This window comes from Tabrizicola sp. YIM 78059 (assembly GCF_004959785.1).
Taxonomy (GTDB): Bacteria; Pseudomonadota; Alphaproteobacteria; order Rhodobacterales; family Rhodobacteraceae; genus Tabrizicola; species Tabrizicola caldifontis.
Map to the genome: position 1 here is coordinate 1 of NZ_SJZH01000019.1, position 24,915 is coordinate 24,915.

Sequence of the window (24,915 nt, forward strand, 5' to 3'; positions counted from 1 at the left end):
CTCTCGTTATGAACGAGGGACGACCGGGGCAGGTCAGCACCCGTGTTCCAGACCGCGTTCCACCAGGCCGGATCGACCAGCGTCCCGCGCCAGATTTAGCGGCCGGACTCCAGCATCCGCAGCGACAGGTAGTTGTCGAAGCCGATGAACTCGCCGCCATACGTACAGGTTCGACAGCGCCGTGTTGGTTAGCGAGAACCAGATCGTGCGGATCAGCGGCCAGGCCGCGACGAAGAACAGTGCCGCCAGCATGGGCGCGATGAACCAGAAGGCCGCGCGCTGGCGTTGCTGGGTAAGGCTGAGCCCCCCGGCATTCGATGTCCCGTTCTGTGTTGACATGTGTCCCTCCCCTGCGGGCCCCCCCTCCGAGGCCCGTCTGTTGTCGAGGCGGGCGGCCGCTGCTGGAGTCAGGAGCCGCCCGCCGGTGGGGTCAGTCAGGTCCGGGAGGACTTACCAGCCCGACCCCTTGATGTCGTTCAGCTCGATTTCGAGCAGTTCCAGGTTCTCGGCCGCCGAACCCTTGCCGGACAGGGTGTTGTGGACCGCCGACCAGAACTTGGCCGACACTTCAATGTACTTGCCGAGCGTCGGGGCCGAGGGTCGCGGCACGGCGTTCAGGAACACGTCCTTCCACTGCGGGATGATCCGCTGCGCGGCGGCGATGTAGGGGTCGTCGCAAAGCGCGATGATCGTCGGCAGGTTCGATTCGTTGATCGCGCGCTGCTTCTGCGCCTCGGGTCCGGCCAGATACAGGGCCAGGCTGATCGCCGCTTCCTGCTTCGTCGAGTACTTGGACACGGCCACGTTCCAGCCGCCCAGCGTCGCCGCCGACGGATCGCCTTCCTTGCCGACCGGCAGGGTGGTCACGCCGAAGAGACCCTTGACCGCCGAGGCGTCGCCATTGCCCAGCGTGTGCGCATAGGGTCAGTTGCGCATTAAGATCGCGTTGCCGGCCTGCCAGACGCCGCGGGCTTCCTCTTCCTGGTAGGCCAGGACGCCCGCCGGGCTGATCGTGCCGACCCAGGATTTCGCCTGCTCCAGCGCTGCGACCGTGTTCGGTTTGTTGATCGAGATCGTGCCGTCCGGCTCGATGATCTGGCCGCCGCCGTGCGACTTGAAACATTCCAGCGCGTCGCAGGTCAGCCCATCATAGGCGTTGCCCTGCCAGACGAAGCCCCAGAGATGGGTCTTGCCCTCGGCGCGTTCCGCGTCCTGGATCGTCTGCGCGGTCTTGGTCAGTTCGGCCCAGGTGTTCGGCGGCTGCTTGCCGTGCTTTTCCAGAAGGTCGGTGCGGTAGTAGAGCGCGGGCGCGTCGGTGAAGATCGGCAGCGCGACCAGCTTGCCCACTGTCTGCGATTCGATGATCGAGGGGAAATGCTGCGGGATCAGGTCCTTGGCGGCCTCGGTCAGGTCCACGAAATGGTCGGCCAGCTGCGGCGCCCGGATCACGTCGGCCTGATAGAGGTAGATGTCGGTCGTCCCCGCCGCCAGCCACAGGCCGAACTGATCGCTGGTCGGGGCCGGCATCGGCACCAGGGTGACGGTGTGCCCGGTTGCTTCTTCCCAGGTTTTCACCAGCGCCTTGAAGCTTTCGACAGCGTTGCCGACCGCGCCGGAAACAAGGAACTAAGTATCATCATCGGTAATCCTCCGTGTCGGTTCGTCCGCGTCGCGGGTTCAACGGCGCAAACGCCCCGGTTCCCGATCTGCGATGGCATCCGACGTTCCGAAAGGTTTCGGACTCACTGCGTTTCAAAGCGCTTTCAGTCAACGATTTGATATTTCGGATCAGGTTGACGGGGCGGCGACCGAGTTCCGTTCGACGAATTGTTAGCTGCCGATGCGCTGCAATGCGGCGAGGGGGCGACTCTCGATGGCGCCGGCCAGGGGCTCCCAGCTGTCGCGCAGGGGGGCCTTGGTCACGGTCAGCGCCGGGAAGAAGGCCGAGGCACGCAGCGCAGGCAGAAGGTCGTCATGCGCCAACACCGAAACATCGCCCGACACAGGTAGGCCTAGGGCGGCCAGCGCCTGATAGACGGGCAGAACGGGTTCGTCCTCGCGCATGATGTGCAGCACGAACTGCATCCCCCCGGCCGGAGAAATTGGCCGAAAGCCCGGAACCACCTCCATGAAGATGCCGTCCTGGCCAAGGTTACGATGCTGCGGGACCACAAGCCCCACCATCCCCGGCCGCCCCGACACCAGTTTCCGTGCCGAGACATTGGGCTGGTGGTTCATGGCGCGCGCGGCTTCCCAGACGCGAAGCCGGGTTTCCTCATTCATGTCGGAATGGTCGTTCACCGCCCGGCTGACCTGGATGATCGACAGGTCCAGCTTGCGCGCAATGCCCTTCAGTGTGGCTTGGGCGTCTTCCACAAGAATTCCGAAACATTTCGGATGAGGAGGCAAGCCAGAAATCCGTCGCCAAGGGGATCTGAAAGGAAACGGTCGTGCGGCGCAACTTCTTCCCGCTGGGCCGCTTGCAGGCGCGGCTTCTGCCGGAATGATTCTCTGCCGTCGCCCTGCAGACGCGCATGGCACGCGTTCCCGCGCCGACAGCGGCGGCAATCGGTGTCCCTTGTTGAGCTGCGGCTCAATCTCCTGCCGTCCGCGAAAGGCCAAGGCGTATCTGCGCGTTGACAGGGCGGCAGAAGTGCTGAGTAATCAAGTGGCCGAAGGGACGCGGCGCTGTCCGACACGGACCTGTTACAAGGCCCTTGTCAGACTGATCCGACGCCCCGGCCATGACAACAGAACAACCGGGGACAGCCCGTCATCTTAAACCAGGGAGTCACACGTGACCAAAATCTCTTCCACCTTCAACCGCCGCCGGTTCCTGAAAGGCTCCGCTGCCGGCGCGGGCCTGCTTGCCGCCCCGGCGATCATCTCGTCGAAGGCACTGGCCTCGTCGGGCGAACTGAACTTCGTCGGCTGGGCGGGCTATCCGTCGCTTGCCGAGAAGGTGTTCCCCGCGTTCGAGGCCGCAACCGGCATCAAGGTCAACTTCAAGGAGCTTCCAGACCAGGACACGATGTTCGCCGAGGCCAAGGTGGCGCTGCAGGCCGGCGGCATCGACGTGATCGAACCAACCATCGACCGCTGGGGCGGCTGGAACTCGAACGGTTTGCTACAGCCTTGGGATCCCGCGAAGCTGGCGATGGACAACTATTTGCCGGGCCTGGCCGATGGTTCGGCCGGCGAGCGCAGCCGCGCGAACGGCGAGCTGTTCTATGTGCCTTCGAACTGGGGCACCGAGGCGCTGGTGGTCAACACCGCCGAGGCAAAGCTGTCCGACCCGCCGTCGCTGGGTGACCTCTTCAGCCCCGACAACTCGGTGACGCTGCGTCCTCACTCGGCTCTGGCAGCGATGGGCCGCTACCTTGATGCGCAGGGCAAGCTGCCGCGCCCGTGGATGGACGGGTATACCGATATGGCCGCGATGGTCGAGCTGTGGGACATCGCTCTGGCCGAGGCCGTGAAGGCCAAGGGCAATGTCGTGCAGTGGTGGTCGGGCGAGAACGAGGCCAACGCGGGCTTCGTGGCGAACGGCGCCACCCTCGGCCTGTGCTGGGATTCGACCGGCTACAACCTGCGCAACGACGGCTATGCCTACATCGCGCCAACCGAAGGGGCTTTTGCCTGGCACCAGGGCTTCGTGCTGATGAAGAACGCCAAGAACATCGAGCAGGCGCACGAATTCGCCAAGTTCGTCTCGACGCCGGAAGGGGCGGCGGGCTGGGCCACCGCTTTCTCGTCGAACCCGGTGGGCAAGGGCGCAGCCGATCTCATGGATCCCTCGGTCAAGGAATACTACAACGGCACCTTCAACGACGAGGCGCTGGCCAAGCTGTGGTGGTGGCCCGAGCAGACCGCCGAGTTCATTGCCAAGCGCACCGAATACGCCGACAAGTACAAGGCGTCCTGAGTGCGACGCCCGTGACCGGAGCGCCGGGCCCGAAAGGGTCCGGCGTGACTTTTTCGCGCGCAGATGGGTCGTTCTGGACCGAAGGACCGGCCCGAACTGGCGATACCGATTGCAAGGGGCAGCCTGCCTGCTAGCCTGCAACAAAAAGACGATCACTCCAGGGGGACTACCAGGGCCATGAGCGCCGGAATCGATCTTGAAAACGTCTGCTGTGACTTCGGCACCTTCCGGGCGGTGGACAATGCCAATGTCTCCATCCGACCGGGCGAGTTCTTCTCGTTCCTCGGCCCCTCGGGCTGCGGCAAGACGACGATCCTGCGCATGGTCTCGGGTTTCATCGAGCCGACCGAGGGCACAATTCGAATCGGCGGCAAGGATGTGAAGGGAACCCGGCCCAACCAGCGGCCGACGGCACTGATCTTCCAGAACCTCGCGCTGTTTCCTCTGATGCCGATCTGGGAGAACATCAGCTTCGGCCTCGAAGTGCGCGGGGTGGACAAGGCGACCCGGCGGAAGAAGGCGGAAGAGCTGCTCAAGCTGGTCGATCTGCCCGGCGCGGCGGACAAGATGGTCAGCCAGCTGTCGGGCGGACAGAAGCAGCGGGTCGCCATCGCCCGTGCCTTGGCGGTGGAGCCGCAGGTGATGCTGCTGGACGAACCCCTGTCGGCGCTTGACCTGAAGTTGCGTCAGCACATGCGGGCAGAGCTGCGCGCCATCCAGCAGCGGACGGGCGTGACCTTCATCTACATCACCCACGACCAGGGCGAGGCTCTGGCCATGTCAGACCGCGTGGGGGTGATGAGCCAGGGCCGAATCCAGCAGATCGCCGACCCCAGAGAGATCTACAACAACCCGGTAAACGGCTTCGTGGCCGGTTTCGTGGGCGAGAACAACATCTTCGAGGGCCAGGTGCAGCACGCCGCCGGTGGCATGGCCAGCTTTGTCACCCCGCACGGCACCTTCCGCGCCCGGCTGGGCGATCTGGGTGGCAAGGCCGGCAAGCTTTACGTCCGGCCCGAACACACGGTGTTGTCATCCACGCCGGCGACAGAGAACTCGGTTCCCGTGACGATCGGGGACATCTCGTTCGAGGGCAGCTTCATCGCCATCCACGCCACCACGGAGACCGGCGCGGCGCTGACTTCGGAAATCCGCAACGACGGTTCGGCCACTGTGCCAGAGCGCGGTGCACGGATGTTCATGTCCTTCGACCCGGCGCGGGCCGCGATCCTGCCCGACGCGAATGTAAGGGGCTGAGACCATGCAGGACATGCTGCGCCGCTATGGGCCGGGTCTGACCCTTCTGATGTGCCTGCTGGTCGCTTTCTGGCTGATCATGCTGGTGATCGTGCCGAACATCACGCTGTTCGAGCAGAGCTTCCGCCCCTACCTTCCGGTGACCGAGATCGGCGGCCCGCGCGACACCTACAGCCTGGGCAATTACATGAAGGTCTTCGACGGCCGCGTCGAAAAAAGCATTCTCGGCTTCAGCTACACCATCCCGGTGCATGTCTATACCTTCCTGCTGACGATCTTCTATTCGATGGTCGTTACCGTGCTGTGCTTCCTGATGGCCTATCCGCTGGCCTATTACATGGCCAAGATCGTCAACCCCCGGTCGCTGCCAACGCTGATCCTGTTGCTGTTCATCCCGCTGTGGGTGTCCGAGGTGCTGCGCGCCTTCGCCTGGTGGATCATCCTTGCGTTCAAGGGCCCGCTGAATGCGCTGTTGCAGGCGGTGGGCCTGATCGAAGACCCGATCCGCTGGACCAACATGGGCTATACCGGCGTCGTGATCGGGCTGATCTACACCTATGTCCTGTTCATGCTCTTCCCGGTCTACAACGCGATTCAGTCGCTGGACACCAACCAGATCGAGGCGGCCGAGGATCTGGGCGCGCCCTGGTGGAAGATTCACTGGCGGATCGTGCTGCCCCATGCCAAGCCCGGCATCGCCTCGGGTTCGGTGATGGTGTTCATGCTGTCGGCCGGATCGCTGCTGGTGCCCTCGATCCTGGGATCCACCACCTCGCAGTGGTTCACCCAGACCATCGACCAGTGGTTCAAGGACGCGCTCGACTGGAACACGGCCTCGGCCTATGCCTTCCTTCTGCTTCTGCTCTGCACGCTCATCGTCACGCTGGCGATGTGGCTGTTCCGGGTGAAGCTGTCGGACATCGCGAAGTAGGGGGGCCGCACGATGCACAAGCTGCGTCAGAACCTTTCGCATCTCTACATGATGCTGTTCCTGCTTTACCTGCTGTTGCCGCTGGTGGTGATGTCGGGGGCGGCGTTCAACGACTCGAAGCTGCCTTCGATCGTGCCGTGGAAGGGCTGGACCACGATCTGGTTCAGCGAGATGATTGCCGACCAGCGGATGATGAAGGCCTTCGTCAACACGCTGTGGGTGGCGGTGGCGGTGGCGGTGATTTCGGTCGTCATCGGCACCGCCAGCGCGATCCTGATCAACTCGATCTCGGGTCGGGCTCGGACGGTGCTTTACGGCATGATGATCTCGACCATCCTGATTCCGGGCGTGGTGATCGGGATTTCGACAATGATCATGTGGACCCAGCTCGGGGGTCTGCTGTTCGGACCGGACACCCGCCCCTGGCCGTTCATTCCCGGTCTGCATCTCAGCGTTCTGGGGCAGGTCAGTTATATCGCCGCCATGGTGATGCTTCTGGTGCTGGCGCGGCTGCAAAGCTTCGATGCCGGGCTGGAGGAGGCGGCGCTGGATCTGGGCGCAAGCCATTCCCAGGTGATGCGTCGGATTCTGCTTCCGCATCTTTATCCGGCGATCGGCGCCGGGGCGGCGGTGGCCTTCTTCCAGTCGATCGAGAACTTCAACGTCACCCAGTTCACCCGTGGCGGGGCGGATACCCTGACGGTCTATGTCTTCTCGAAGGTGCGGTCGGGCATCACGCCCACGATCAACGCGCTGGCCTTCCTGCTGATCATGGTGACGCTGATCCTGGCCCTGGTGTACGAAGTCAACCGCCGTCGTAAGGCGCGCATCGAGGCCGCCCGCGAGGCCGAGGCGCGACGGGCCGAAGCGGCCGAGATGTGAGCCTGCCCTTGGATCACTTCGCCACCCCTCGCGGGTAGCGACGAGAAGACGAGGTCGCACGCGGAGTGAAGTGTCAGAGGCCGTCGAGAACGGTCTTGCACAGGGCCGAGTCCGGGTCGGCCAGCCCGTCGATCACATCGAAATGGTGCCGTCCCGGCTGGGCCGTCCAGGGGCAGGCCCATTCCTCGGACAGCACCCGGGCCTGCCACAGGAAGGCGGGCCGCTCCTCTGCGCCGACCCAGACATGCGCCGTGACCCCCGCCCGCAGGGGCAGCCGCGCCGGGCTTTCCGCGGCTGCCTCATCCGGGTCGATCCCGAGCGTCGCGTTCATCCCAGTCGCCATCAGCGGCCCGAGTTCCGACAGAGGCGAGATCGGTACAACCCGGGTGACCGGCACGGTCAGGTCGGCACAGCCCATCCGTGCGGCCAGATGGCCCCCGGCGGAATGGCCGGTCACGACCATCGGTCCGGCAATGCGGTGGGACAGAACCCAGCAGGCCTGTGCGATCTGGCCGGTGATTTCCCCGATTCGTGCGGCCGGGGCCAAGGTATAGCCCGGCATCGCCACGGCGAAGCCCCGCGCCAGGGGGCCGGCGGCCAGATGCGACCAGTGCGTCTTGCCGAACAGGTGCCAGTAGCCGCCATGCACAAAGACCACCACGCCGCGCGGGGTGCCTTCGGGCAGGAACAGGTCCAGCCTTTCCCGATGGCCCGGACCATAGGCGATGTCGCCTTGCGCCCGCCCGGCCAGGGTTTCGCGGAAGGCCGCGGCCTCGCGCGCCCAGCGGTCGGGATAGTCGGCAGCACCGGGAATGAAGGCACCATTGGCATAGTCGCGGTCAGGGTCGGGCCAGGCATAGGGCGGGCGGGTCACAGCGGCTGCTCCTTGGGCCGGCGGGCTGAGCCCGCTGCACATGCGGCCCGGCAACCGGGGTCGAAACGCCCGACGATCGGACCCTTCACATATGCACCCGTCACATCACCGCCCCGATCTGCCAAGGCACGAATTCCGCCCCGCCGAAGCCCAGCTCTTCGGAAAGGGTCTGCTGACCGCTGGCAACGGCGATGATCTTTTCCAGGATCTCTTCGCCCTTCGCCTCAATGCTGACCCCGTCCAGGACATCGCCGCAGTTGATGTCCATGTCCTCTTTCATCCGGGCATACATCTCGGAATTGGTGGCAAGCTTGATGCAGGGGCTGGGCTTGTAGCCCGAGACGGACCCCCGCCCCGTGGTAAAGACGATGAGCGTTGCGCCGCTGGCGATCTGGCCGGTGACGCTGCAGGGGTCGTAGCCGGGGCTGTCCATGTAGACGAAGCCCGGCGTCGTGATCGGTTCGGCAAACTTGTAGACCCCGGACAGCGGAGCGGTGCCCCCCTTGGCCACTGCGCCCAGCGATTTTTCCAGAATCGTCGTCAGCCCGCCGCGCTTGTTCCCTGGCGAGGGGTTGTTGTCCATCTCGCCATCGTTCCGGGCGGTGTAGTCCTCCCACCAGCGGATGCGCTCCAGCAGTGTCTCGCCCACCTCACGGCTGACCGCGCGGCGGGTCAGCAGGTGTTCGGCACCGTAGATTTCCGGGGTTTCCGACAGGATCGTGGTGCCGCCCATGCGCACCAGAAGGTCGCTCGCGTGGCCGAGAGCGGGGTTCGCCGTGATGCCGCTATAGCCGTCCGACCCGCCGCATTGCAGCCCGACGACCAGTTTTGACACCGGCGCGGGGGCGCGGACCGCCCGGCCCGCGACCTCGGCCATCTCGCGCAGCACCTTCAGCGCCCGCTCGATCGTGGCGCGGGTGCCGCCCTCGCCCTGGATGGTCATGTAGCGGAAGTTGCCGTCCGGGCGCAGCCGGCCCTGACCCACGAGGTCGGGCACCTGCATCACCTCGCAGCCGAGACCCACCAGCAGGATGCCGCCGAAATTCGGGTTCCGCGCATAGCCCTTCAGAGTGCGCATCAGGGTCTGGTAGCCCTCGTTCGTGCCCGACATGCCGCAGCCGGTGCCGTGGACGATGGGCACCACCCCGTCGATCCCCGGCATGGACGCCAGCACCAGGTCTTTCTCGGCGGCCTCTGCGATGAAGCGGGCGACCGAGCCCGAGCAATTCACCGACGTCAGGATGCCAAGATAGTTCCGCGTGCCTACCGAACCGTCCGCGCGGTGAAAGCCCATGAAACTGCGCGGTTCCAACGGGGGAAGGGGGCGGCATTCCGACCCGATGGCATAGTCGCTGGAATGCGGACCCATGCCGAGGTTGTGGCTGTGGACGTGGGCACCCACCGGAATGTTGGCCGTCGCCTGGCCGATGATCTGGCCGTAACGCACCACCTGCTCGCCCGCGGCAATGGCGCGAGCCGCGATCTTGTGACCGCGCGGTACCGGACCGGGCAGGGGGCTGTCCACCCCTTCGACCTTGCTGCCGGCAGAAAGGTCCTGCAAGGCGATCACCACATTGTCCGACCCGTGCAGCCGGATCACTCCGCTTGCCATGAGAACCCCTTCCTTGACAGGCTTGGCCATCTGCCTAACATGTTAGCATGTTACAACCAGCAGCGCCCGCCAAACAAGAGCCCTCCGCCGCCGCGCGTCTGCGACCCTTGGCGGAGTTTACGGGCTCTCTCGGCCAGCGCGTCTATCAGACGCTGCGGCAGGCGATCCTGTCGCTGGCCTACAAGCCGGGTGAAATCCTGCGCAAGCCCGAAATCTGCGAGGCGCTGGGCGTAAGCCGCAGCCCCGTCGCCGATGCGGTGGCGCGATTGCAGGGCGAGGGGCTGGTTGACGTGGTGCCGCAGGCAGGCACTTTCGTCGCGCGGTTTTCGATGCAGGAAATCCGCGAAGGCGCCTTCCTGCGCGAGGCGATCGAAGTCGCGGCGATCGAAAGGGTGGCCGAACGCATCACCGACGAACAGCTGCAACTTCTGCGCCGCAACCTCACCGTGCAGGCCGCCCTTTTGGCCGATGGCGACATTGCGGGCTTCTATGCAACCGATGCGGCGATGCACGAACTGCTGCTGTCATTTACCGGTTTTCCAAGGCTGGCCCAGGTCGCTGAAACGGCCTGGCTGCATGTGAACCGCGCGCGGCAGCTGATCCTGCCGGTGCCGGGCCGGGTGCAGGCGACGCTGGCCGAACACCAGGCGATCCTTGCGGCTATGGAGGCCCGCGATCCGCAGGCCGCACGGGCGGCAGTGCAGGCGCATCTGCGCCAGTTGATCACCTATCTCGAGCCGCTGGAGCGTGAGCGGCCCGATCTCTTCAACCCTGCCTGAGCCGCCATGATCCCGAATCGCCCGCGCTATGCTGCCCGCCTGAATGCCTTCAAGCGCAAGGGGGACACGGTGGCGGGTATGCTGGCGGCGGCAGGACGTGTTGGGGATCTTTCAGCCGCCGACCTGAACTATCCCGACCATTTCGTCGCCCATGACCCGGCCAGCCTGTCGCGCCTGCTGGCTGACCATGGCCTTGCGCTGAACGGTCTGGCGATGCGCTATTACACGGAAGATGGTTTCCGTCTTGGCGCCTTCACCCACCCAGACGCGGCCATCCGCCGCGCGGCCATTGACCTGACAAGACGCGGCATCGACGCATGCGCCGAAATGGGTGGCAGCCAGATGACGCTGTGGATGGGGCAGGACGGGTTCGACTACAGCTTTCAGGCCGATTATGCGCGGATGTGGGATGACACGATCGCCGCGCTGGCCGAGGTCGCCGATCACAACCCGGCCATCGACATCGCGGTGGAATACAAGCCCAACGAACCACGCGCCCATGCACTGATGCCCGACATGGCAACGACCCTGCTGGCGCTGGCCGAGGTCGGGCGAAGGAATACCGGCGTCACGCTGGACTTTGCCCATATGCTTTATGCCGGGGAGATGCCTGCCAAGGCCGCGATGCTGGCAGCCCGGCGCAGCCGGATCCTCGGCCTGCACTTGAATGACGGCTACGGCAAACGCGACGACGGGTTGATGGCGGGTTCGGTCCACCCGGTGCAGACGGTGGAACTCCTGGTGGCGCTGGCCCGCATCGGTTACGGCGGCATCATCTATTTCGACACCTTTCCCGACCATTCCGGGCTGAACCCCATCGACGAGGCGCGCACGAACATCCGCCTGACCGACCGCCTGATCGAGATCGCGGCGCGGTTGGCGGCCGATCCGGCGTTGGCTGCCGCCCAGGCCCGGCAGGATGCCGCCGCAGCAACGGGGCTGGTCATGGCAGCGCTGTGCGGCGCGTGAAGCCCCCTTGTCAGATGCATGCCATGGTCTACCATCCCGGCGTCATCCGACCGACCAGATGCCGAGAACCGTGCCGCCAGTCCCGTTTTCCCGACCCGTCATCCTCTGCGCAGGTTCGCTGCACCATGATGTGATCGTGAACGCCCCCGGACTGCCGCGCCCGGACCAGACGCTTGTTGGCACAGCTGTCCGCTATGCTTTCGGCGGCAAGGGCGGCAATCAGGCCGTGGCTGCTGCACGCGCCGGGGCCGATGCGCACATGGCCGGGGCGGTCGGATCGGACGAGCCGGCGATCCTGCTGCGCGCGGCGCTGGACGCCGCCGGAGTGCGGCGCAACGCGGTGCAGACACACCCCGGTGCCTCTGGCATGTCAGTTGCCATCGTGCAGCCGGATGGAAGCTATGCGGCTGTCATCGTTTCGGGTGCCAACCTTCTGTTCCGGGCAGAAGCGGTGAGCTTCCCCCGGGACTGCGCCCTGCTGATGCTGCAGAGCGAGATCCCCGAAGCGGCGAACCTTATTCTGGCCAGCCGTGCCCGGGCAGAGGGCATTCGCACCGTCCTTAACGCAGCCCCCGCGCGGGCCGTCAGCCCCGAGCTTCTGCGTCTGATCGACCTCCTGGTGGTGAACCGGGGCGAGGCCGCCGACCTGCTGTCCCGGCCAGAAACCGGCCTTGACGCCGAGGCCGCCGCAAACGACCTGTCGGCACGGGGGCCCGCCGGGGTCATCGTCACATTGGGGGCCGAGGGTCTGGTCATCGCCGAGGGCGGCAGGGTGGCCTGGCATGCGGCACAACCTGTCAAGGTCGTCTCGACCCACGGGGCGGGCGACAGCTTCATCGGGGCCATGGCCGCCGAATGGGCCCGGGGCGCCAGCCTTGCCGACGCCGCGGCTTTCGGCCAGGCAGCCGCAGCGCTGCATGTCAGCCTACCGGTCGAGGAACGCCCCGGCATCGACGAAGCGGCGATCCGCGCCAGGATTTGACCCGCCTGCCCTGCTGCCCGTGGCCGACACGCCGACCGGATCGGCGGGTGTGATGGCCCTTGCTACCCCCGCCGCCCGACGCAAGATTTCCAGCAAAGAGAGATGATTCCGCGACGCAAGCCGCACCGTCTATTTCGCTGTCGTCGCGGGAACCAGCCGTTCCGGGATCAGCCCGTCAGCCGCCAGTGCCTGCCAGAGAGCCTTGGGAACCTCTGTCTGGGCAGCGCGGATATTGCTTTCCATTTCTGTCAGACCCTGCCCGCCGGGGATCACGCTGACCGTGGCCGGGTGCAACAGCGGAAAACGGAAGGCCGCGTCCACCAGCCGCACACCGTGGGCTTCGCAAACCGACTGCAAACGCGCGGCGCGGTCCAGAACCGGTTGCGGGGCCGGTGCATAGTTGTAATGCGCGCCGGGGCGCGGGCCAGTGGCAAGGATGCCCGAATTGTAAGGCCCGCCGATCACTACCCCGACGCCCCGTGCCGCCGCCTTGTCCATGAACCCAAGTGCCCCCTGTTCGAGCAGCGTGAAGCGCCCCGCCAGCAGGAAGATGTCGAACTCTCCGCGCTCCATCATCCAGTCGCAGGGTTCCCATTCGTTGACGCCTGCTCCGAAGCCCGCGATCACGCCTTCGTCGCGCAGCCGGCAAAGCGCGCGGTAGCCGCCGGCCATGAATTCTTCCAGTCGCGCCTGTTTCGCGGCCTCCGATCCATGGGTGAAGATGTCAAGGTCATGGACATAGACAAGATCCACCCGGTCGAGTCCCAACCGTTCCAGGCTGATTTCCAGTGACCGCAGAACCCCGTCGTGGCTATAGTCGAACCACTCGCGCCGAGAGGGCACATCCACCCATTTGCCCGCCCCGTCGCCGTGCCCCGGGGGGACGGCCTGCAACAGCCGCCCGACTTTGGTCGAAAGGACATAGTCGCCCCGTGCCTTGCCGCGCAGGAAATGGTTGATCCGCGTCTCGGAAAGGCCAAAGCCGTAAAGCGGCGCGGTGTCGTAGTAGCGCACACCAGCTGCCCAGGCCGCCTCAAGCACGGCTTGGGCTTCGGCCTCGGAAATCGCGCGGAAAAGGTTGCCCAGCGGCGCTGCGCCGAAGCCGAGCTCGGTGAAGGAAATCCCCCCGGTTCCACGCCTGTCCCAGTGCCTTCGTGCCAGCATCCTTGCCTCCCCAGTCAATGCTGACATGCTAGTATGTTGCGGGCTTCCCGGCCAAGGGCTTTCCGGTTAGCCTGCGATCAGGGAGGCGAGTCATGACACGGTTCGAACAGGTTTTCGGGCGACGCAAGCCCGTGATTGCCATGGTGCATCTGGGCGCGATGCCCGGCACCCCGCTGCATGACGCGGCGGGCGGAGTGGAGGCGATCCTGAAGGGTGCCGAGGCAGATCTGGCAGCTTTGCAGGCCGCCGGGGTCGATGCGGTGATGTTCGGCAACGAAAACGACCGGCCCTACGAGCTGCGTGTCGATCCGGCCTCCACTGCCACAATGGCCTATGTGATCGGGCGGTTGCGCGACCGGATCACGGTTCCCTTCGGCGTCAATGTCCTGTGGGACCCCATGGCCACCATGGCTCTGGCGGCAGCGACAGGGGCGGCCTTCGTGCGCGAGATCTTCACCGGCACCTATGCCAGTGACATGGGCCTCTGGGCCCCCGACGCCGGCGCCGCGCGGCGCTACGGGGCAAGGATCGGGGCAGGGACGGTGGCGACGCTTTACAACGTCTCGGCCGAATTCGCCGGCTCTCTCGACCCCCGGCCACTGGCTGACCGGGCGCGCAGCGCCGTGTTTTCCTCGATCCCCGACGCGGTGCTGGTCTCGGGCGCGATCACCGGCGAGGCCGCGCGGATGGAGGATCTGGAGGCGGTGAAGCGCGTCCTGCCCACAACGCCGGTGCTGGCCAATACGGGCGTCAAGCATGCGACCGTGGCCGAGGTGCTTCGTATCGCCGACGGCTGCATCGTGGGCTCTGCGCTGAAGGTCGGTGGGGACACCTGGGCACCGGTGGACCCGGAGCGCGCAAAGGATTTCATGGACCGCGCCCGGGCAGCAAGGGGTAAGGCATGACAGCCAGGAAGGCCCCGGAATTCCTGGTGATTCCGGGAGATTTTCTTCGAGGAATTCGCAGGTTCCCTTGACGGAATTTGCTGGCGCGAGGGCTTGATGATCCGCGATCTTCTGACCGAACTGATGCTCATTCCCGGCCTTTCCGGTCACGAACAGCGCGTGGCCCGGGCCATCGCCGCGCATCTGGATGGGATGGGGCTGCCGTATCGCTCCGACCGGCTGGGCAACCTGATCTGCACGATCCCGGGCGATCCCGCGCTTCCTTGTGTCATGGTCTTTACTCATATGGACCAGCTGGGCTTTGTCGTTCGCAAGGTCGAAGCCTCGGGTCTGATCCGGCTGGAAAGGCTGGGCGGTGTGCCGGAGCGCGCGCTTGCGGCGCAGGCGGTGGTGCTATCGACTGAAAAGGGTGACATTCCCGGTGTCATCGCCAACAAGTCGCACCACGCAACCACACCGGACGAGAAATACCGCGTCGTCCCCTATGCCGAACTTTACGTCGATGCGGGCTTTGCCTCGGCAGAACAGGCCCATGCCGCCGGCGTGCGCATCGGCACGCCAGTCACCTATCTGCCGCGTGTCCTGCCCCTGCACGGCACTCGCCTGGCCGGCACATCGATCGACGACCGTGCGGGATGCGCCGTGCTTCTGGCGCTTGCGGCCGCCCGCAAGGGGCAGTCCGGGCCGACGCTGCATCTGGTCTGGTCGGTGCAGGAAGAATACAATCTGCGCGGCGTCTTGCCGGCGGCGACGGCGCTGTGCCCGGATATCGCCCTGCAGATCGACTTGCTTCTGGCCTGCGACACGCCCGACATGGCCGCGCGCGGCGAGGTGGTGCTTGGCGGGGGGCCTGGCATCAGCCTGTACTCCTTCCACGGGCGGGGCACGCTGAACGGGGTGATCCCGCATCCGGCCCTTGTCGCTCTGGCAGAAGAGGCGGCACATGCCGCCGGTTTGACCCTGCAGCGTTCGGCACACACCGGGGCACTGACCGATCTTTCCTACATCCAGTTCATGGGGCCGCAGGGTGTGGCCTGCCTGGATGTCGGCTTTCCGATGCGCTACTCGCATTCGGCGCTTGAGGTGGTGGATACCGCCGATCTCCACGGGCTGGCGGCCTTGCTGGGCTTCATGCTGGACCGGATCACCCCGGACCTCAAGTTGACGCGCGACCCATGACCCATACTCTTGGCATCGATATCGGCACTTTCGAGACCAAGGGCGTCCTGGTCGCCCATGACGGCACGATCACCGCAACCGCCAGCCGTCCGCACAGGATGCTAGTGCCGCGCCCCGGCTGGGCCGAGCACCGGGCGGAAGAGGACTGGTGGGGTGATTTCGTCCAAGTCACACGGACACTCCTGGGGCAGTCGGGCCTTGATCCGCGCGAGATCACGGCCGTTGCCGCCAGTGCCATCGGACCCTGCATGCTGCCGGTTGACGCTGTTGGCACGCCCCTGATGAACGGTGTCCTGTATGGCGTCGATACCCGCGCGACCGCCCAGATTGCCGCACTGAACGCGGCCATCGGCGAGGACGTCATCCTTTCGACCTGCGGCAATGCGCTGACCTCGCAATCGGTGGGGCCGAAGATCCTGTGGCTGAAGGAAACGCAGCCCGACCTGTTCGCCTGTACAGCGAAGGTTCTGACCTCGACCAGCTACCTGACATGGAAGCTGACCGGCGAATACGTCATCGACCACTACACCGCCGCCAATTTCTCGCCGCTTTACGATGTGAACCGTCAGGACTGGACCGATTCGCTGGCAGACATCCTGCCGCTCGACCGGCTGCCCCGGCTGATGTGGTCTACCGGGATTGCCGGTCGTGTCACCGCCGCCGCTGCCCGGGAAACCGGGCTGGCCGAGGGCACCCCGGTCACCTGTGGCACCATCGACGCGGCGGCCGAGGCGGTCAGCGTCGGCGTGGCCGCGCCGGGCGACATGATGCTGATGTATGGTTCGACCATCTTCATCATCCAGGTGACGGCGGCGCCGGTGCGGGATCCGCGGCTGTGGTATGCTCCGTGGCTGTTCGAGGGCCAGCACGCCAGCATGGCAGGGTTGGCGACCAGCGGAACGCTGACCCACTGGTTCCGTGACCAGCTTGCGCGCGATGCGGATTTCGCCGGGCTTGCCGCCGAGGCCGAAGCCAGCCCCAAAGGGGCGAAGGGGCTTTTGTGCCTGCCCTATTTCTCGGGCGAGCGGACGCCGATCCACGATCCGCTGGCGAAGGGTGCCTTTTTCGGCCTGGACCTGACCCACACGCGTGGCGACCTTTACCGTGCGGTGCTGGAGGGGATAGCGATGGGCACCGCCCATGTGCTTGAGACCTATGCCGTGCTTGGCGCCAGCCCGGCGCGTATTCGTGCGGTCGGGGGCGGGACGAAGAACGCGGTCTGGCTGCAAGCCACATCCGACCTTGGTCACGCGGCACAGGAGGTCTGCGACAAGACCATCGGGGCCAGTTATGGTGATGCCTTCCTGGCGGCATTGGCCATCGGGGCCGTGCCGGGGGATGCGATTCACCGCTGGAACCCGGTCGTCCACAACGTGGCGCCCGAACAGGTGGCGGCGTATGATCGTCAGTATCCGCTGTGGAAAGCGCTTTACGCGCAGACGAGGGACATTGCCCATACGCTTGGGGTAGCCTGATGCAGTTCGACCGGATGCGACCCGACCAGATCGCCCGTGCCGTCGCCGAGGGCTTGCCCGTCGTCCTGCCGATCGGGGTCATGGAATATCATGGGAAGCACCTGCCCGCCGGAGTGGACCTTCTGATCGTGACGGAGACACTGCGCAGGCTGGGTGACCGGATCATCACCCTGCCGCCCTTCGCCTATGGCGCGGCGAGCCATGCGGTTGCCGGTCCGGGGGAGGGGACGCTGCATCTGGAGCCCGCCACCTTCCTGCCGCTGGCCGAGGCGCTGTTTACCGGGCTGCTGGCGACCGGATTTCGCAACCTCCATGGCGTGATCCACCACCAGACCGAGAACTTCGCGCAAGGCATGCCGACCGACCTTGCCTTCCGCCTCGCCGCCCGCAACGCGATCTTCCGCCATCTGGAAGGCACGCGCGGCCCCGGCTGGTGGGGCAAGGGCGAGATGGCCGATTATTATGCGCTGCATGCACAGGGTGCGGACCCGTTCAACTGGATCCGCATCCATCCGCTGTTCCCGAAGGGCGCGGACTTTCCCTTTGATCATGCCGGGGTGGGCGAAACCGCGCTGATGCTGGCACTTGCGCCTGACACGGTGGACATGACCAGCGCGCGGGATGGCGGGCACTGGTACACGGAAACCGCGCCGCAGGCGACGGCAGAGCTGGGGGAAAAGGGCGTTGCCATCGCGCTGTCGCATCTGCGAACCGTTCTGGGGCTTGACTGACGGCCAGGTCCGTCCCGGGGCTTCGCCGGGTCGCTGCACGATGGGCGACCGGGCGAGGAGACGCCGCAGGCGAACGACGCGCGTTCGCTCAAAGCTCTGGCAGATCGATCACGCCCTTCTTCAGGATGAAGCAGCCATAGGGCCCGCTGTCGGCGGTGCGGATGATTGCGAATGCACGCTTCGCCGCCTCGTAGAAGGCGAAACGTTCCAGCGCCTCCATCCCGACCGGGCGGCCTTCGGCGCTGTCGGCGACGGCCTGCATCCGGGCAAAGATCGGCTTTTCGGCCGCAGGGTCGCCCACAACCTGCATCCGCCGGATCGGGGCGGGCACGAAGGTATCCAGCGGCATCAGCGACAGGATCGCCCGGGCCGCAGTGGGAATGTCGCAGCCCGCCATGTCGATCAGCCGGCCGTAGGTCGACTTCGCTGCGATGGTTGCGGCCGGATGGTTCACGTCGCACAGCACCAGATCGTCGCCGTGGCCCATCAGCATGAGGACATGCACGATTTCAGCGCTCAGCCTCTGGTCGATGCCCTTCAGCATGTGGCCGGCAACCGGATCTTTCGGGGCAGACCCGTGGGCGTCATTTGACCGCCCCCGCCGCCATGCCCTTGATGATGAACCGTTCCAGCGCGACGCCGATGATGATCAGCGGCAGGATGGCGGCGAAGGACAGCGCCGCCATCGACCACCAGCTGATGCCTTGCGATCCGGTCTGGCTGGCTACCATCACCGGCAGGGTGTTGGCATGGGTCGAGGTCAGAAGCGCCGCGAAGAAATATTCGTTCCAGGTCAGTACCAGCGACAGGATGAAGGCCGCCACCATCCCCGGCAGGGCGATCGGTAGGATGATGGTGAAAAAGGCTCCCCAGATGCCCAGGCCATCGACCATCGCCGCCTCCTCCAGCTCGGTCGGGATGGTCGAGAACTGGTCCTTCATGATCCAGATCACGATCGGCAGGACCGTCAGCGTGTAAAGAAGGATCAGCCCGATCCGGGTATCGAGCAGCGCCAGTTCCTTGTAAAGCACCAGGAAGGGCAGGGCCAGCACCACAGGTGGCAGGATGAGCTGCGACAGGAAGAAGAACGAGATGTCGTCGTTCTTCATGAACCCGAAACGGTAGCTGAACCGCGACAGCCCGTAGGCGGCCAGGCTGCCCAGCACGACCGCAAGGGTCGAGGCCGATAGCGCGATGATAGCCGAATTGCCGAAGCGTTTCAGGAATTCGGCCCGGGCGGTACTTTCGCGCCCCAGCGCATCGGGCGACAGGCCGATGGCCTCCCAGCCCTTCCACTGCGGGGTAAAATCGACCCAGGGGATCATGTTCCCCTTCATCACGTCGGGCGCCATCTTGAAGCTGGTCGTCAGCGTCCAGTAGATCGGGAACAGGCAGATGACTGCCCAAAGGATCAGCGCCCCGTAGATCGCGATCCGCCCGGTCCACCACTTCGCGCAGTGGGCAAGGTCCGTCTCGTGGTCGCGGAAGATCTGGTTGCTCATGTGCGGGGTCTCGTGTAGCGGCCGGCCCATTTCATCAGCACGGTCATGAAGATCACGATCAGCACCAGATAGACCATGGCCAGCATGGTGCCGTAACCGACGTTCGAGCGTTCCCGGTATTCGCGGAAGATGAAGCTGGTCACGGTGTCCGTTGCGCCGCCCGGCCCGCCCGAGGTGATGTTGATGACGATGTCGGCCAGCTTCAGCTTGAAGATGATGCGGATCAGGATCGCGGTGACGCTGACCGGCAGCATCAGGGGGAAGGTCACCTCCCAGAAGGCCTTCCAGCCGCGCGCGCCGTCAACCTTTGCCGCCTCGGTCAATTCCTTGGGGATGGCCTGCAGCCCGGCCAGCAGCATGATCATCATGAAGGGGATGAAGGTCCAGGCGTCCAGCACCATGATGGTGGCCTTGGCCATCCAGGGTGTCTCGAAGAAGGCGGGGTTTTCCACTCCCAGCCAGCGGGCCAGGCGCGAGATCGGCCCGAAACGGGCTTCGAGCATCGACTTGCCGATCATCCACGATACGGCGACGGGCGACAGCATCAGCGGCAGCAGGAAGGCCACCCGGAAGAACTTGCGCGCCCGGATCTGCGCATTCAGCAGAAGCGCCAGGCCGAAGGCAATGGCGTATTCGACTATGATGGCCAGCACATACCAGACCATGTTCCCCAGCGCATTCCAGTAGAACGGGTCGGTCCACATCTGGCGCAGGTTCGCAAGGCCGTTGAACGACCGGCCGGTGGGGCTGGAGAGGTTCCAGCTTGAGAAGGCGATGGTCAGACCGAACAGCAGCGGAAAGACCGTCAGCGAGATCACGAACAGCGCCGCGGGCAGGACAAAGAGCGTGCGCTTGCCCTGTTCGCCCCGGATGATCACCTGCGACCAGCACAGCGCCGTGGCCCACAGGCAGTATGCATAAAGCGTCGGCCGCCAGGTGGTGAAGCCGAAGTCGCGCCAGCCCAGCGCCTGTGCGGTCTGGGCCAGTGCAACCAGCGCCAGCAGCCCGGCTGTCCCCCAGACCAGAAACCGCCCCAGCCGTTTCCGGCCTTCGCCGATCTCGTCCGAGGTGACGACGTGAAGATGATCCGATCCGCTCAATTCCGCCTGCCGTCCGTTTTGCGCGCCCCCGGAAGCCGGAGGCGCGTTTGGTCATGCAGGGTGGGCCGGGCGGCCCACCCTGCCTGCATCACATCCCGAGCGACGCCTTGTAGAGGGCGATCTGGCTGTCGCGGCCGATCTGGTCGGTGATCTTCTCCCAGGCGGCGGCGATGGCATCGGCGGTTTCCTGCGCCGACTTGTACTGACCCGCAAAGCCCTTGGCCAGTTCGTCCTCGGCCACCGAATAGTACTGGAAGATGCCGGGGATGCGCGGTTCGATCGCGGCGTTCGGGTGGTTGTAGCTGTCCGCGTTCGAGCCGAGATAGTCCTCGACATAGGCGCGGTCGTAGCCGGCGGCTTCCCATTCCGCATAGTTGAAATGAGAATTGCGATAGGGCTGGAAACCCGAGGGATAGGCCGCCGTCCACAGCGACAGATCCTTCCCGCCCAGATGCGCTGCCGCCGACCAGGCAGCCTTGCGCTTCTTCTCGTCACCCGAGACGCGGTTGGTGACGTAGATCCCCCAGCCGATGTAGGCCATCACGGGGGCCTCGTTCGCGGTTTCCTCCCACGCGCCGGCGGCCGAGTTGTAGCGTCGAGTTGAGCCCGGGTTGATCCCGAAGCCAACCACATCGCCCACCACCGAGGTGTCAGAGGTCCGCGCCGAGGATCCAACGTCACCCCACCACATCAGCATGGAACCCGTGCCGGCCAGGAACTGGCTGAAGGCGGTGGTGCCGGGGTCGGCGTTGATCTGGTCGGCCGGATAGGCGCCGGGGGTTGCGATCAGGTCCATCACGTCCTGGATGGCCTGCACCCAGCCCGGGTTGTTCACGCGCGGCTTCATCGTGTCGGGGTCGAACAGCCAGGCGCGGTCGTCGGGGTGTTTCACATATGCCGCAGCGCGGTTGCAGATGAAGTAGAAGCCGAAGCCGCCCCAGCCTTTCAGCGGGTCCAGGTAGCCATGCGCGGGCAGGCCGGTCAGAGGGTCGGTCTTGCCGACCAGCGCCTTCGAGACCGCGTTGACCTCTTGCCAGGTCTTCGGCACCTCGGGCCCGCCGATCGCGCCCTCGCCGAAATAGTCCTTGCGATAGGCGAAGGTGTGGCAGTCGCCGTCGATGGTGATGCGGTATTTCTTGCCGTTCCAGGTGCCCACCGGGGGCTTGAGATAGCCCACAAGATCGTCGGCCTCTATCTGAGCTTCAACCCAGTCGGGCATCTCGTCCAGCAGGCCACGGCCGGCGGTGTCGCCCTCGAAGGGGGCGCCCATCTCGATGATGTCGAAATCGACCGTGCCGGTGGCGATGGACTGCTGCAGGCGGCTGTTGTAGTCGGCCTGCGCAAGGTCGATCCAGTTGATCTTTGCGCCGGTGTAGGCTTCCCACGGCTTCAGGAAGCCGCGGAACAGGAAGTTGTGCAGGTTCTGGTTGTTGAGCCCCATGAAGGTCAGCTCGACCCCGGCAAATTCGCCTTCGGCGACATTGGCCTTCGTCGCCCCAAGGCAAAGCTCGCCCACCTGCTGCCAATGCGCATCGGTCGGGCTGCCCGCGCCCACCCCGGGAATGGCCAGGATCTGGGCGCGCAGATTGTCTTGCGCCGAGGCAATCCTTGCGGTCATCGGCATGGCCGCCATGGCGCCAAGCGCGGTCGCGCCCTGCAGCATCCGGCGCCGGCTCATCCGCGCCATGAGGGCGTTGTAATGTTCGACTTTCACGTTCTTTCCTCCCTTTTTCTGCCCTTGCGGCGCGTCAGGCGCCCGGGCCTTTTCAATGGTGCCGGGGGGCGTCCGAACCCGTGGCCCCAGGCGGGCGACAGCCGGCGCAAGATGGAACGCGGGGCCTCCCCTCCCCCCAAGGAATGCTTTCCCCTGGGGAAGCTTTGCAGGGGGGCAGGGCACCTGTCAAGTTTCTAACATGTTAGTATGATCAGCCGGTGGACAGGGCCCGCCGCCGCCGCTAGCCTTGCGCCGGAATCCGGGGAGGGGGCAGATGGCCGAAGTCACGATCCGCGCGTTGAAGAAGGCGTATGGCGCGGTGCAGGTGGTCCACGGGCTGGACCTCGACATTGCCGACGGGGAATTCGTCGTGCTGGTCGGGCCGTCGGGCTGCGGGAAATCCACGCTGCTGCGGATGATCGCGGGGCTGGAGGAAATCACCAGCGGCGACATCCTGATCGGGGCGCGGCGGGTGAACAACCTTCCCCCCAGCGAACGCGACATTGCCATGGTCTTCCAGAACTACGCGCTTTATCCGCACAAGACGGTGGCGGCGAACATGGGTTTCGCGCTGAAGATGCGGGGCTTGGACAAGGCCGAGATCGACCGAAAGGTGAAACGGGCGGCAGAGATCCTGGGCCTGACCCCCTATCTCGACCGCTATCCCAGGGCGCTGTCCGGTGGCCAGCGCCAGCGAGTCGCCATGGGCCGGGCCATCGTGCGCGATCCGCAGGTGTTCCTGTTCGACGAACCGCTGTCGAACCTCGACGCAAAGCTGCGGGTTCAGATGCGCACCGAAATCCGCGAGCTTCACCAGCGGCTGAAGACGACGACCGTCTATGTCACCCATGACCAGATCGAGGCGATGACCATGGCCGACAAGATCGTGGTCATGCAGGGGGGGCGGATCGAGCAGGTCGGCGCGCCGCTGGAATTGTATGACCGCCCGGCGAATACCTTCGTGGCGGGCTTCATCGGCAGCCCGGCGATGAACATGCTGCCCGCCGTGGCACGTGGCGGGGCGGCGGTGCTGGAGGACGGCACCCGCCTGCCATTGCCGCCCGGTCTGATGGTGGCGGACGGGCGCGAGTTGACCTATGGCGTCAGGCCGGAGCATCTGGTCGCCGGCGGGCAAGGCCTGGCAGGCACGGTTGCCGTGGTAGAGCCCACCGGGTCGGAGACCCATGTCGTGCTGCGCGCTGACGGGCACGAGGTGGTGGCGATGTTCCGCGATCGCGTGACCTTCCGGCCGGGGGATGCGATGACCCTTACGCCTGACGCGGAAAAAGTGCATCTCTTCGACAGGGCTTCGGGCGTGCGTCTGGGGTGACAAGCGGCGGAGCGGGGCGCCTTGCATCCCGCGCGTCCGGGTTATTTGAGAACGGAACAAGCTGGGGAGGGCTTTCCGGTGCTGAAGGGGATCGACAACCGGCTGAATGCCGAGGTGCTGGCCTGCCTGCGGGCCATGGGGCATGGCGACGTGCTGATCGTCGCGGATACGAACTTTCCGTCCGACAGCGTGGCGCGGGCGACGGTGACGGGCAAGCTTCTCAGGATGGAGAACCTGACCGCCGCCGAAGCGGTGAGGGCAATATTGTCCGTCCTGCCGCTGGACACCTTCGTTGACGACTTCGCAGGGCGGATGGAGGTGGTCGGCGCGCCAGATGAGATTCCGCCGGTGCAGGTTGAGGTGCAGGCGGAGATCGACCATGCCGAAGGCCGGTTCCGGCCGATGGTCGGGATCGAACGCTTTGCGTTCTACGATCTGGCCCGCAAGTCCTATGCCGTCATCCAGACCGGGGAACGCCGATTCTACGGCTGCTTCATGTTCCGCAAGGGTGTGATTCCGCCAGAGGCATAAACCGATGAAACCCATTGTCATCCTTGGAATCTTCGTGGCTGACACGGCCTACCGCGCCGAGCGTATGCCGAAGATGGGCGAAACGATCCTGGGCCGAACCTTCGCGTTGGGGCCGGGGGGCAAGGGCTCGAACCAGGCGGTGGCCGCAGCCATGGCTGGCGGCAGGACGCATTTCATCACGCGCCTTGGCCGGGACGATTTCGCGCAGATCGCCCGCAGCACCTGGGCCAGGGCCGGCGTGCATCCCGAGGTGACCGAGGATGCGGAAAGCTACACCGGCGCGGCCTTCATCTTCCTTGAGGATGCAACCGGCAACAACGCGATCATCGTCTCGCCCGGTGCGGCGGCGCGGATCACCCCGCAGGATCTGGAGGCCAAGGCCGACCTTATCCGTGGCGCATCGGTCTTCGTCACGCAGCTGGAACAGCCGATCCCGGCCGCGCGACGGGGCCTTGAGATTGCGCGTGCAGCAGGGGTCACGACGATCCTGAACCCGGCCCCCGCGGCCGAACTTGATGATTCACTGCTTGGCCTGTGCGATTTCGTGACGCCGAACGAATCCGAGGCCGAAGCCCTGACCGGTCTGCCGGTTACCAGCGTTGCCGAGGCAGAGCGCGCGGCGGATGCGTTGCTGGCGCGGGGCGTGGGCGCGGTGGTCGTCACGCTGGGCGGCAACGGCGCGCTTTACCGCGACCGAAGCCGCAGCGTGCATGTCCCGGTGATCAGCGCCGGCCCGGTGGTCGAGACGACGGGAGCCGGTGATGCCTTCAACGGGGGCTTCGCGGTTGCCCTGTCCGAGGGACGCGATGTGGTCGATGCGGTGCGCTTCGGTTGCGCCACCGCCGGCATTTCCGTGACCCGCGCCGGCACTGCCCCGGCCATGCCGACCCGAGCAGAAATCGAGGCGCTGCTCGCCCGCACATAGCCCTGTCATCCTTATGTTACAAATCCTTCGCATATATGTCACCCTGCCGTCCTAAAGCGGCAGGCAGGGTCGCCGCGTGCGGCCGGGATGGAGCAGGCGATGGATGATATCCGCACGGGCCTTGATGCGGGCACTGTCACGGCCAAGA

The 24,915-nt window shown here is 65.5% G+C and carries 24 protein-coding genes and 1 pseudogene; 14 read left to right on the forward strand and 11 right to left on the reverse strand.

What is annotated here, in order from left to right; genetic code table 11:
• Positions 1-33: 33 nt before the first annotated feature.
• The 4 genes and pseudogenes from EZM81_RS16660 to EZM81_RS16670 form a co-directional block, all read right to left on the reverse strand.
• Positions 34-339, reverse strand: a complete 306-nt coding sequence (locus EZM81_RS16660) for a sugar ABC transporter permease (RefSeq protein ID WP_211195439.1) — start codon at positions 337-339, stop codon at positions 34-36.
• A 111-nt stretch (positions 340-450) separates the two neighbouring features.
• A complete protein-coding gene (locus EZM81_RS18795; protein ID WP_371685769.1) occupies positions 451-867 on the reverse strand; it encodes a hypothetical protein in 417 nt (138 codons plus the stop codon).
• A 57-nt stretch (positions 868-924) separates the two neighbouring features.
• A pseudogene (locus EZM81_RS18800) lies at positions 925-1,584 on the reverse strand (extracellular solute-binding protein); the annotation flags it as partial.
• A gap of 246 nt (positions 1,585-1,830) precedes the next feature.
• The gene (locus tag EZM81_RS16670; RefSeq protein ID WP_169052400.1) at positions 1,831-2,376 is read right to left on the reverse strand and encodes a LacI family DNA-binding transcriptional regulator; all 546 of its coding nucleotides are present in this window, start codon (positions 2,374-2,376) and stop codon (positions 1,831-1,833) included.
• Positions 2,377-2,797: 421 nt separating this feature from the next.
• Between EZM81_RS16670 and EZM81_RS16675 the strand changes: the two genes are divergently transcribed.
• The 4 genes from EZM81_RS16675 (at position 2,798) to EZM81_RS16690 (ending at position 6,995) form a co-directional block, all read left to right on the forward strand.
• Positions 2,798-3,925 (forward strand): extracellular solute-binding protein, encoded by a 1,128-nt coding sequence (locus tag EZM81_RS16675; protein ID WP_135451112.1) that lies wholly within the window; start codon positions 2,798-2,800, stop codon positions 3,923-3,925.
• 177 nt (positions 3,926-4,102) lie between these two features.
• Positions 4,103-5,182, forward strand: a complete 1,080-nt coding sequence (locus EZM81_RS16680) for an ABC transporter ATP-binding protein (protein ID WP_136646518.1) — start codon at positions 4,103-4,105, stop codon at positions 5,180-5,182.
• 4 nt (positions 5,183-5,186) lie between these two features.
• The gene (locus EZM81_RS16685) at positions 5,187-6,113 is read left to right on the forward strand and encodes an ABC transporter permease (protein ID WP_135451093.1); all 927 of its coding nucleotides are present in this window, start codon (positions 5,187-5,189) and stop codon (positions 6,111-6,113) included.
• Between the two features lie 12 nt (positions 6,114-6,125).
• A complete protein-coding gene (locus tag EZM81_RS16690; protein ID WP_136646519.1) occupies positions 6,126-6,995 on the forward strand; it encodes an ABC transporter permease in 870 nt (289 codons plus the stop codon).
• Between the two features lie 73 nt (positions 6,996-7,068).
• Here the strand turns inward: EZM81_RS16690 and EZM81_RS16695 are convergent, their stop codons facing one another.
• Both EZM81_RS16695 and EZM81_RS16700 read right to left on the reverse strand, forming a co-directional pair.
• Positions 7,069-7,869, reverse strand: a complete 801-nt coding sequence (locus EZM81_RS16695; RefSeq protein ID WP_248298261.1) for an alpha/beta hydrolase — start codon at positions 7,867-7,869, stop codon at positions 7,069-7,071.
• Between the two features lie 100 nt (positions 7,870-7,969).
• Entirely contained in the window at positions 7,970-9,511 is a 1,542-nt protein-coding gene (locus EZM81_RS16700) for a UxaA family hydrolase (RefSeq protein ID WP_136646521.1), read from the reverse strand.
• 77 nt (positions 9,512-9,588) lie between these two features.
• On the opposite strand from EZM81_RS16700, the gene EZM81_RS16705 reads away from it, so the two are divergent.
• Genes EZM81_RS16705 through EZM81_RS16715 form a run of 3 tightly spaced genes read left to right on the forward strand, consistent with a single transcriptional unit; the run spans position 9,589 to position 12,211 of the window.
• Positions 9,589-10,260: a GntR family transcriptional regulator gene (locus EZM81_RS16705; protein ID WP_240784223.1), complete on the forward strand. Its 672-nt coding sequence runs from the start codon at positions 9,589-9,591 to the stop codon at positions 10,258-10,260.
• 6 nt (positions 10,261-10,266) lie between these two features.
• Positions 10,267-11,229, forward strand: coding sequence for a sugar phosphate isomerase/epimerase (locus EZM81_RS16710; RefSeq protein ID WP_136646522.1), 963 nt, complete (start codon positions 10,267-10,269; stop codon positions 11,227-11,229).
• 58 nt (positions 11,230-11,287) lie between these two features.
• The gene (locus EZM81_RS16715) at positions 11,288-12,211 is read left to right on the forward strand and encodes a PfkB family carbohydrate kinase (protein ID WP_135451099.1); all 924 of its coding nucleotides are present in this window, start codon (positions 11,288-11,290) and stop codon (positions 12,209-12,211) included.
• A gap of 129 nt (positions 12,212-12,340) precedes the next feature.
• On the opposite strand, the gene EZM81_RS16720 is transcribed toward EZM81_RS16715, so the two are convergent.
• Positions 12,341-13,375 carry an aldo/keto reductase gene (locus EZM81_RS16720; RefSeq protein WP_136646523.1) on the reverse strand — a complete coding sequence of 345 codons (1,035 nt, stop codon included), beginning with the start codon at positions 13,373-13,375 and terminating at the stop codon, positions 12,341-12,343.
• A 92-nt stretch (positions 13,376-13,467) separates the two neighbouring features.
• Between EZM81_RS16720 and EZM81_RS16725 the strand changes: the two genes are divergently transcribed.
• From EZM81_RS16725 to EZM81_RS16740, 4 genes are all read left to right on the forward strand, one after another.
• The gene (locus EZM81_RS16725; protein ID WP_136646524.1) at positions 13,468-14,280 is read left to right on the forward strand and encodes a BtpA/SgcQ family protein; all 813 of its coding nucleotides are present in this window, start codon (positions 13,468-13,470) and stop codon (positions 14,278-14,280) included.
• Positions 14,281-14,376: 96 nt separating this feature from the next.
• Entirely contained in the window at positions 14,377-15,459 is a 1,083-nt protein-coding gene (locus tag EZM81_RS16730; protein ID WP_136646525.1) for a M42 family metallopeptidase, read from the forward strand.
• Complete coding sequence (locus EZM81_RS16735; protein ID WP_136646526.1) at positions 15,456-16,934, forward strand: FGGY-family carbohydrate kinase; 1,479 nt, start codon at positions 15,456-15,458, stop codon at positions 16,932-16,934. The genes EZM81_RS16730 and EZM81_RS16735 overlap by 4 nt, the downstream gene beginning before the upstream one ends.
• A complete protein-coding gene (locus tag EZM81_RS16740; RefSeq protein WP_135451104.1) occupies positions 16,934-17,665 on the forward strand; it encodes a creatininase family protein in 732 nt (243 codons plus the stop codon). The genes EZM81_RS16735 and EZM81_RS16740 overlap by 1 nt, the downstream gene beginning before the upstream one ends.
• Before the next feature lie 88 nt (positions 17,666-17,753).
• Here EZM81_RS16740 and EZM81_RS16745 read toward each other — a convergent pair whose 3' ends face one another.
• The 4 genes from EZM81_RS16745 to EZM81_RS16760 all read right to left on the reverse strand — a co-directional run bounded on the left by EZM81_RS16745 (position 17,754) and on the right by EZM81_RS16760 (position 21,981).
• Positions 17,754-18,209, reverse strand: coding sequence for an RbsD/FucU family protein (locus EZM81_RS16745; protein ID WP_136646527.1), 456 nt, complete (start codon positions 18,207-18,209; stop codon positions 17,754-17,756).
• Between the two features lie 40 nt (positions 18,210-18,249).
• Positions 18,250-19,167, reverse strand: coding sequence for a carbohydrate ABC transporter permease (locus tag EZM81_RS16750; RefSeq protein WP_135451106.1), 918 nt, complete (start codon positions 19,165-19,167; stop codon positions 18,250-18,252).
• A complete protein-coding gene (locus tag EZM81_RS16755) occupies positions 19,164-20,267 on the reverse strand; it encodes a carbohydrate ABC transporter permease (protein ID WP_136646528.1) in 1,104 nt (367 codons plus the stop codon). Before EZM81_RS16755 ends, EZM81_RS16750 begins: the two co-directional genes overlap by 4 nt.
• A gap of 88 nt (positions 20,268-20,355) precedes the next feature.
• Positions 20,356-21,981 (reverse strand): extracellular solute-binding protein, encoded by a 1,626-nt coding sequence (locus tag EZM81_RS16760; RefSeq protein WP_135451108.1) that lies wholly within the window; start codon positions 21,979-21,981, stop codon positions 20,356-20,358.
• A gap of 274 nt (positions 21,982-22,255) precedes the next feature.
• On the opposite strand from EZM81_RS16760, the gene EZM81_RS16765 reads away from it, so the two are divergent.
• The 3 genes from EZM81_RS16765 (at position 22,256) to rbsK (ending at position 24,767) form a co-directional block, all read left to right on the forward strand.
• A complete protein-coding gene (locus EZM81_RS16765; RefSeq protein WP_136646529.1) occupies positions 22,256-23,311 on the forward strand; it encodes an ABC transporter ATP-binding protein in 1,056 nt (351 codons plus the stop codon).
• Positions 23,312-23,389: 78 nt separating this feature from the next.
• Entirely contained in the window at positions 23,390-23,842 is a 453-nt protein-coding gene (locus tag EZM81_RS16770; RefSeq protein ID WP_136646530.1) for an RbsD/FucU family protein, read from the forward strand.
• Positions 23,843-23,846: 4 nt separating this feature from the next.
• On the forward strand, positions 23,847-24,767 hold the full coding sequence (gene rbsK / locus EZM81_RS16775; protein WP_136646531.1) for a ribokinase: 921 nt from the start codon (positions 23,847-23,849) through the stop codon (positions 24,765-24,767).
• The last annotated feature ends 148 nt before the right edge of the window (positions 24,768-24,915 follow it).

What these genes read in the sequence shown, in the direction of transcription:
- EZM81_RS16660 (WP_211195439.1), bottom strand. Translation starts at nt 339, where the DNA reads ATGTCAACACAGAACGGGACATCGAATGCCGGGGGGCTCAGCCTTACC.
- EZM81_RS16680 (WP_136646518.1), top strand. Translation starts at nt 4,103, where the DNA reads ATGAGCGCCGGAATCGATCTTGAAAACGTCTGCTGTGACTTCGGCACC.
- EZM81_RS16685 (WP_135451093.1), top strand. Translation starts at nt 5,187, where the DNA reads ATGCAGGACATGCTGCGCCGCTATGGGCCGGGTCTGACCCTTCTGATG.
- EZM81_RS16690 (WP_136646519.1), top strand. Translation starts at nt 6,126, where the DNA reads ATGCACAAGCTGCGTCAGAACCTTTCGCATCTCTACATGATGCTGTTC.
- EZM81_RS16700 (WP_136646521.1), bottom strand. Translation starts at nt 9,511, where the DNA reads ATGGCCAAGCCTGTCAAGGAAGGGGTTCTCATGGCAAGCGGAGTGATC.
- EZM81_RS16710 (WP_136646522.1), top strand. Translation starts at nt 10,267, where the DNA reads ATGATCCCGAATCGCCCGCGCTATGCTGCCCGCCTGAATGCCTTCAAG.
- EZM81_RS16715 (WP_135451099.1), top strand. Translation starts at nt 11,288, where the DNA reads ATGCCGAGAACCGTGCCGCCAGTCCCGTTTTCCCGACCCGTCATCCTC.
- EZM81_RS16720 (WP_136646523.1), bottom strand. Translation starts at nt 13,375, where the DNA reads ATGCTGGCACGAAGGCACTGGGACAGGCGTGGAACCGGGGGGATTTCC.
- EZM81_RS16725 (WP_136646524.1), top strand. Translation starts at nt 13,468, where the DNA reads ATGACACGGTTCGAACAGGTTTTCGGGCGACGCAAGCCCGTGATTGCC.
- EZM81_RS16730 (WP_136646525.1), top strand. Translation starts at nt 14,377, where the DNA reads ATGATCCGCGATCTTCTGACCGAACTGATGCTCATTCCCGGCCTTTCC.
- EZM81_RS16735 (WP_136646526.1), top strand. Translation starts at nt 15,456, where the DNA reads ATGACCCATACTCTTGGCATCGATATCGGCACTTTCGAGACCAAGGGC.
- EZM81_RS16740 (WP_135451104.1), top strand. Translation starts at nt 16,934, where the DNA reads ATGCAGTTCGACCGGATGCGACCCGACCAGATCGCCCGTGCCGTCGCC.
- EZM81_RS16745 (WP_136646527.1), bottom strand. Translation starts at nt 18,209, where the DNA reads ATGCTGAAGGGCATCGACCAGAGGCTGAGCGCTGAAATCGTGCATGTC.
- EZM81_RS16750 (WP_135451106.1), bottom strand. Translation starts at nt 19,167, where the DNA reads ATGAGCAACCAGATCTTCCGCGACCACGAGACGGACCTTGCCCACTGC.
- EZM81_RS16765 (WP_136646529.1), top strand. Translation starts at nt 22,256, where the DNA reads ATGGCCGAAGTCACGATCCGCGCGTTGAAGAAGGCGTATGGCGCGGTG.
- rbsK (WP_136646531.1), top strand. Translation starts at nt 23,847, where the DNA reads ATGAAACCCATTGTCATCCTTGGAATCTTCGTGGCTGACACGGCCTAC.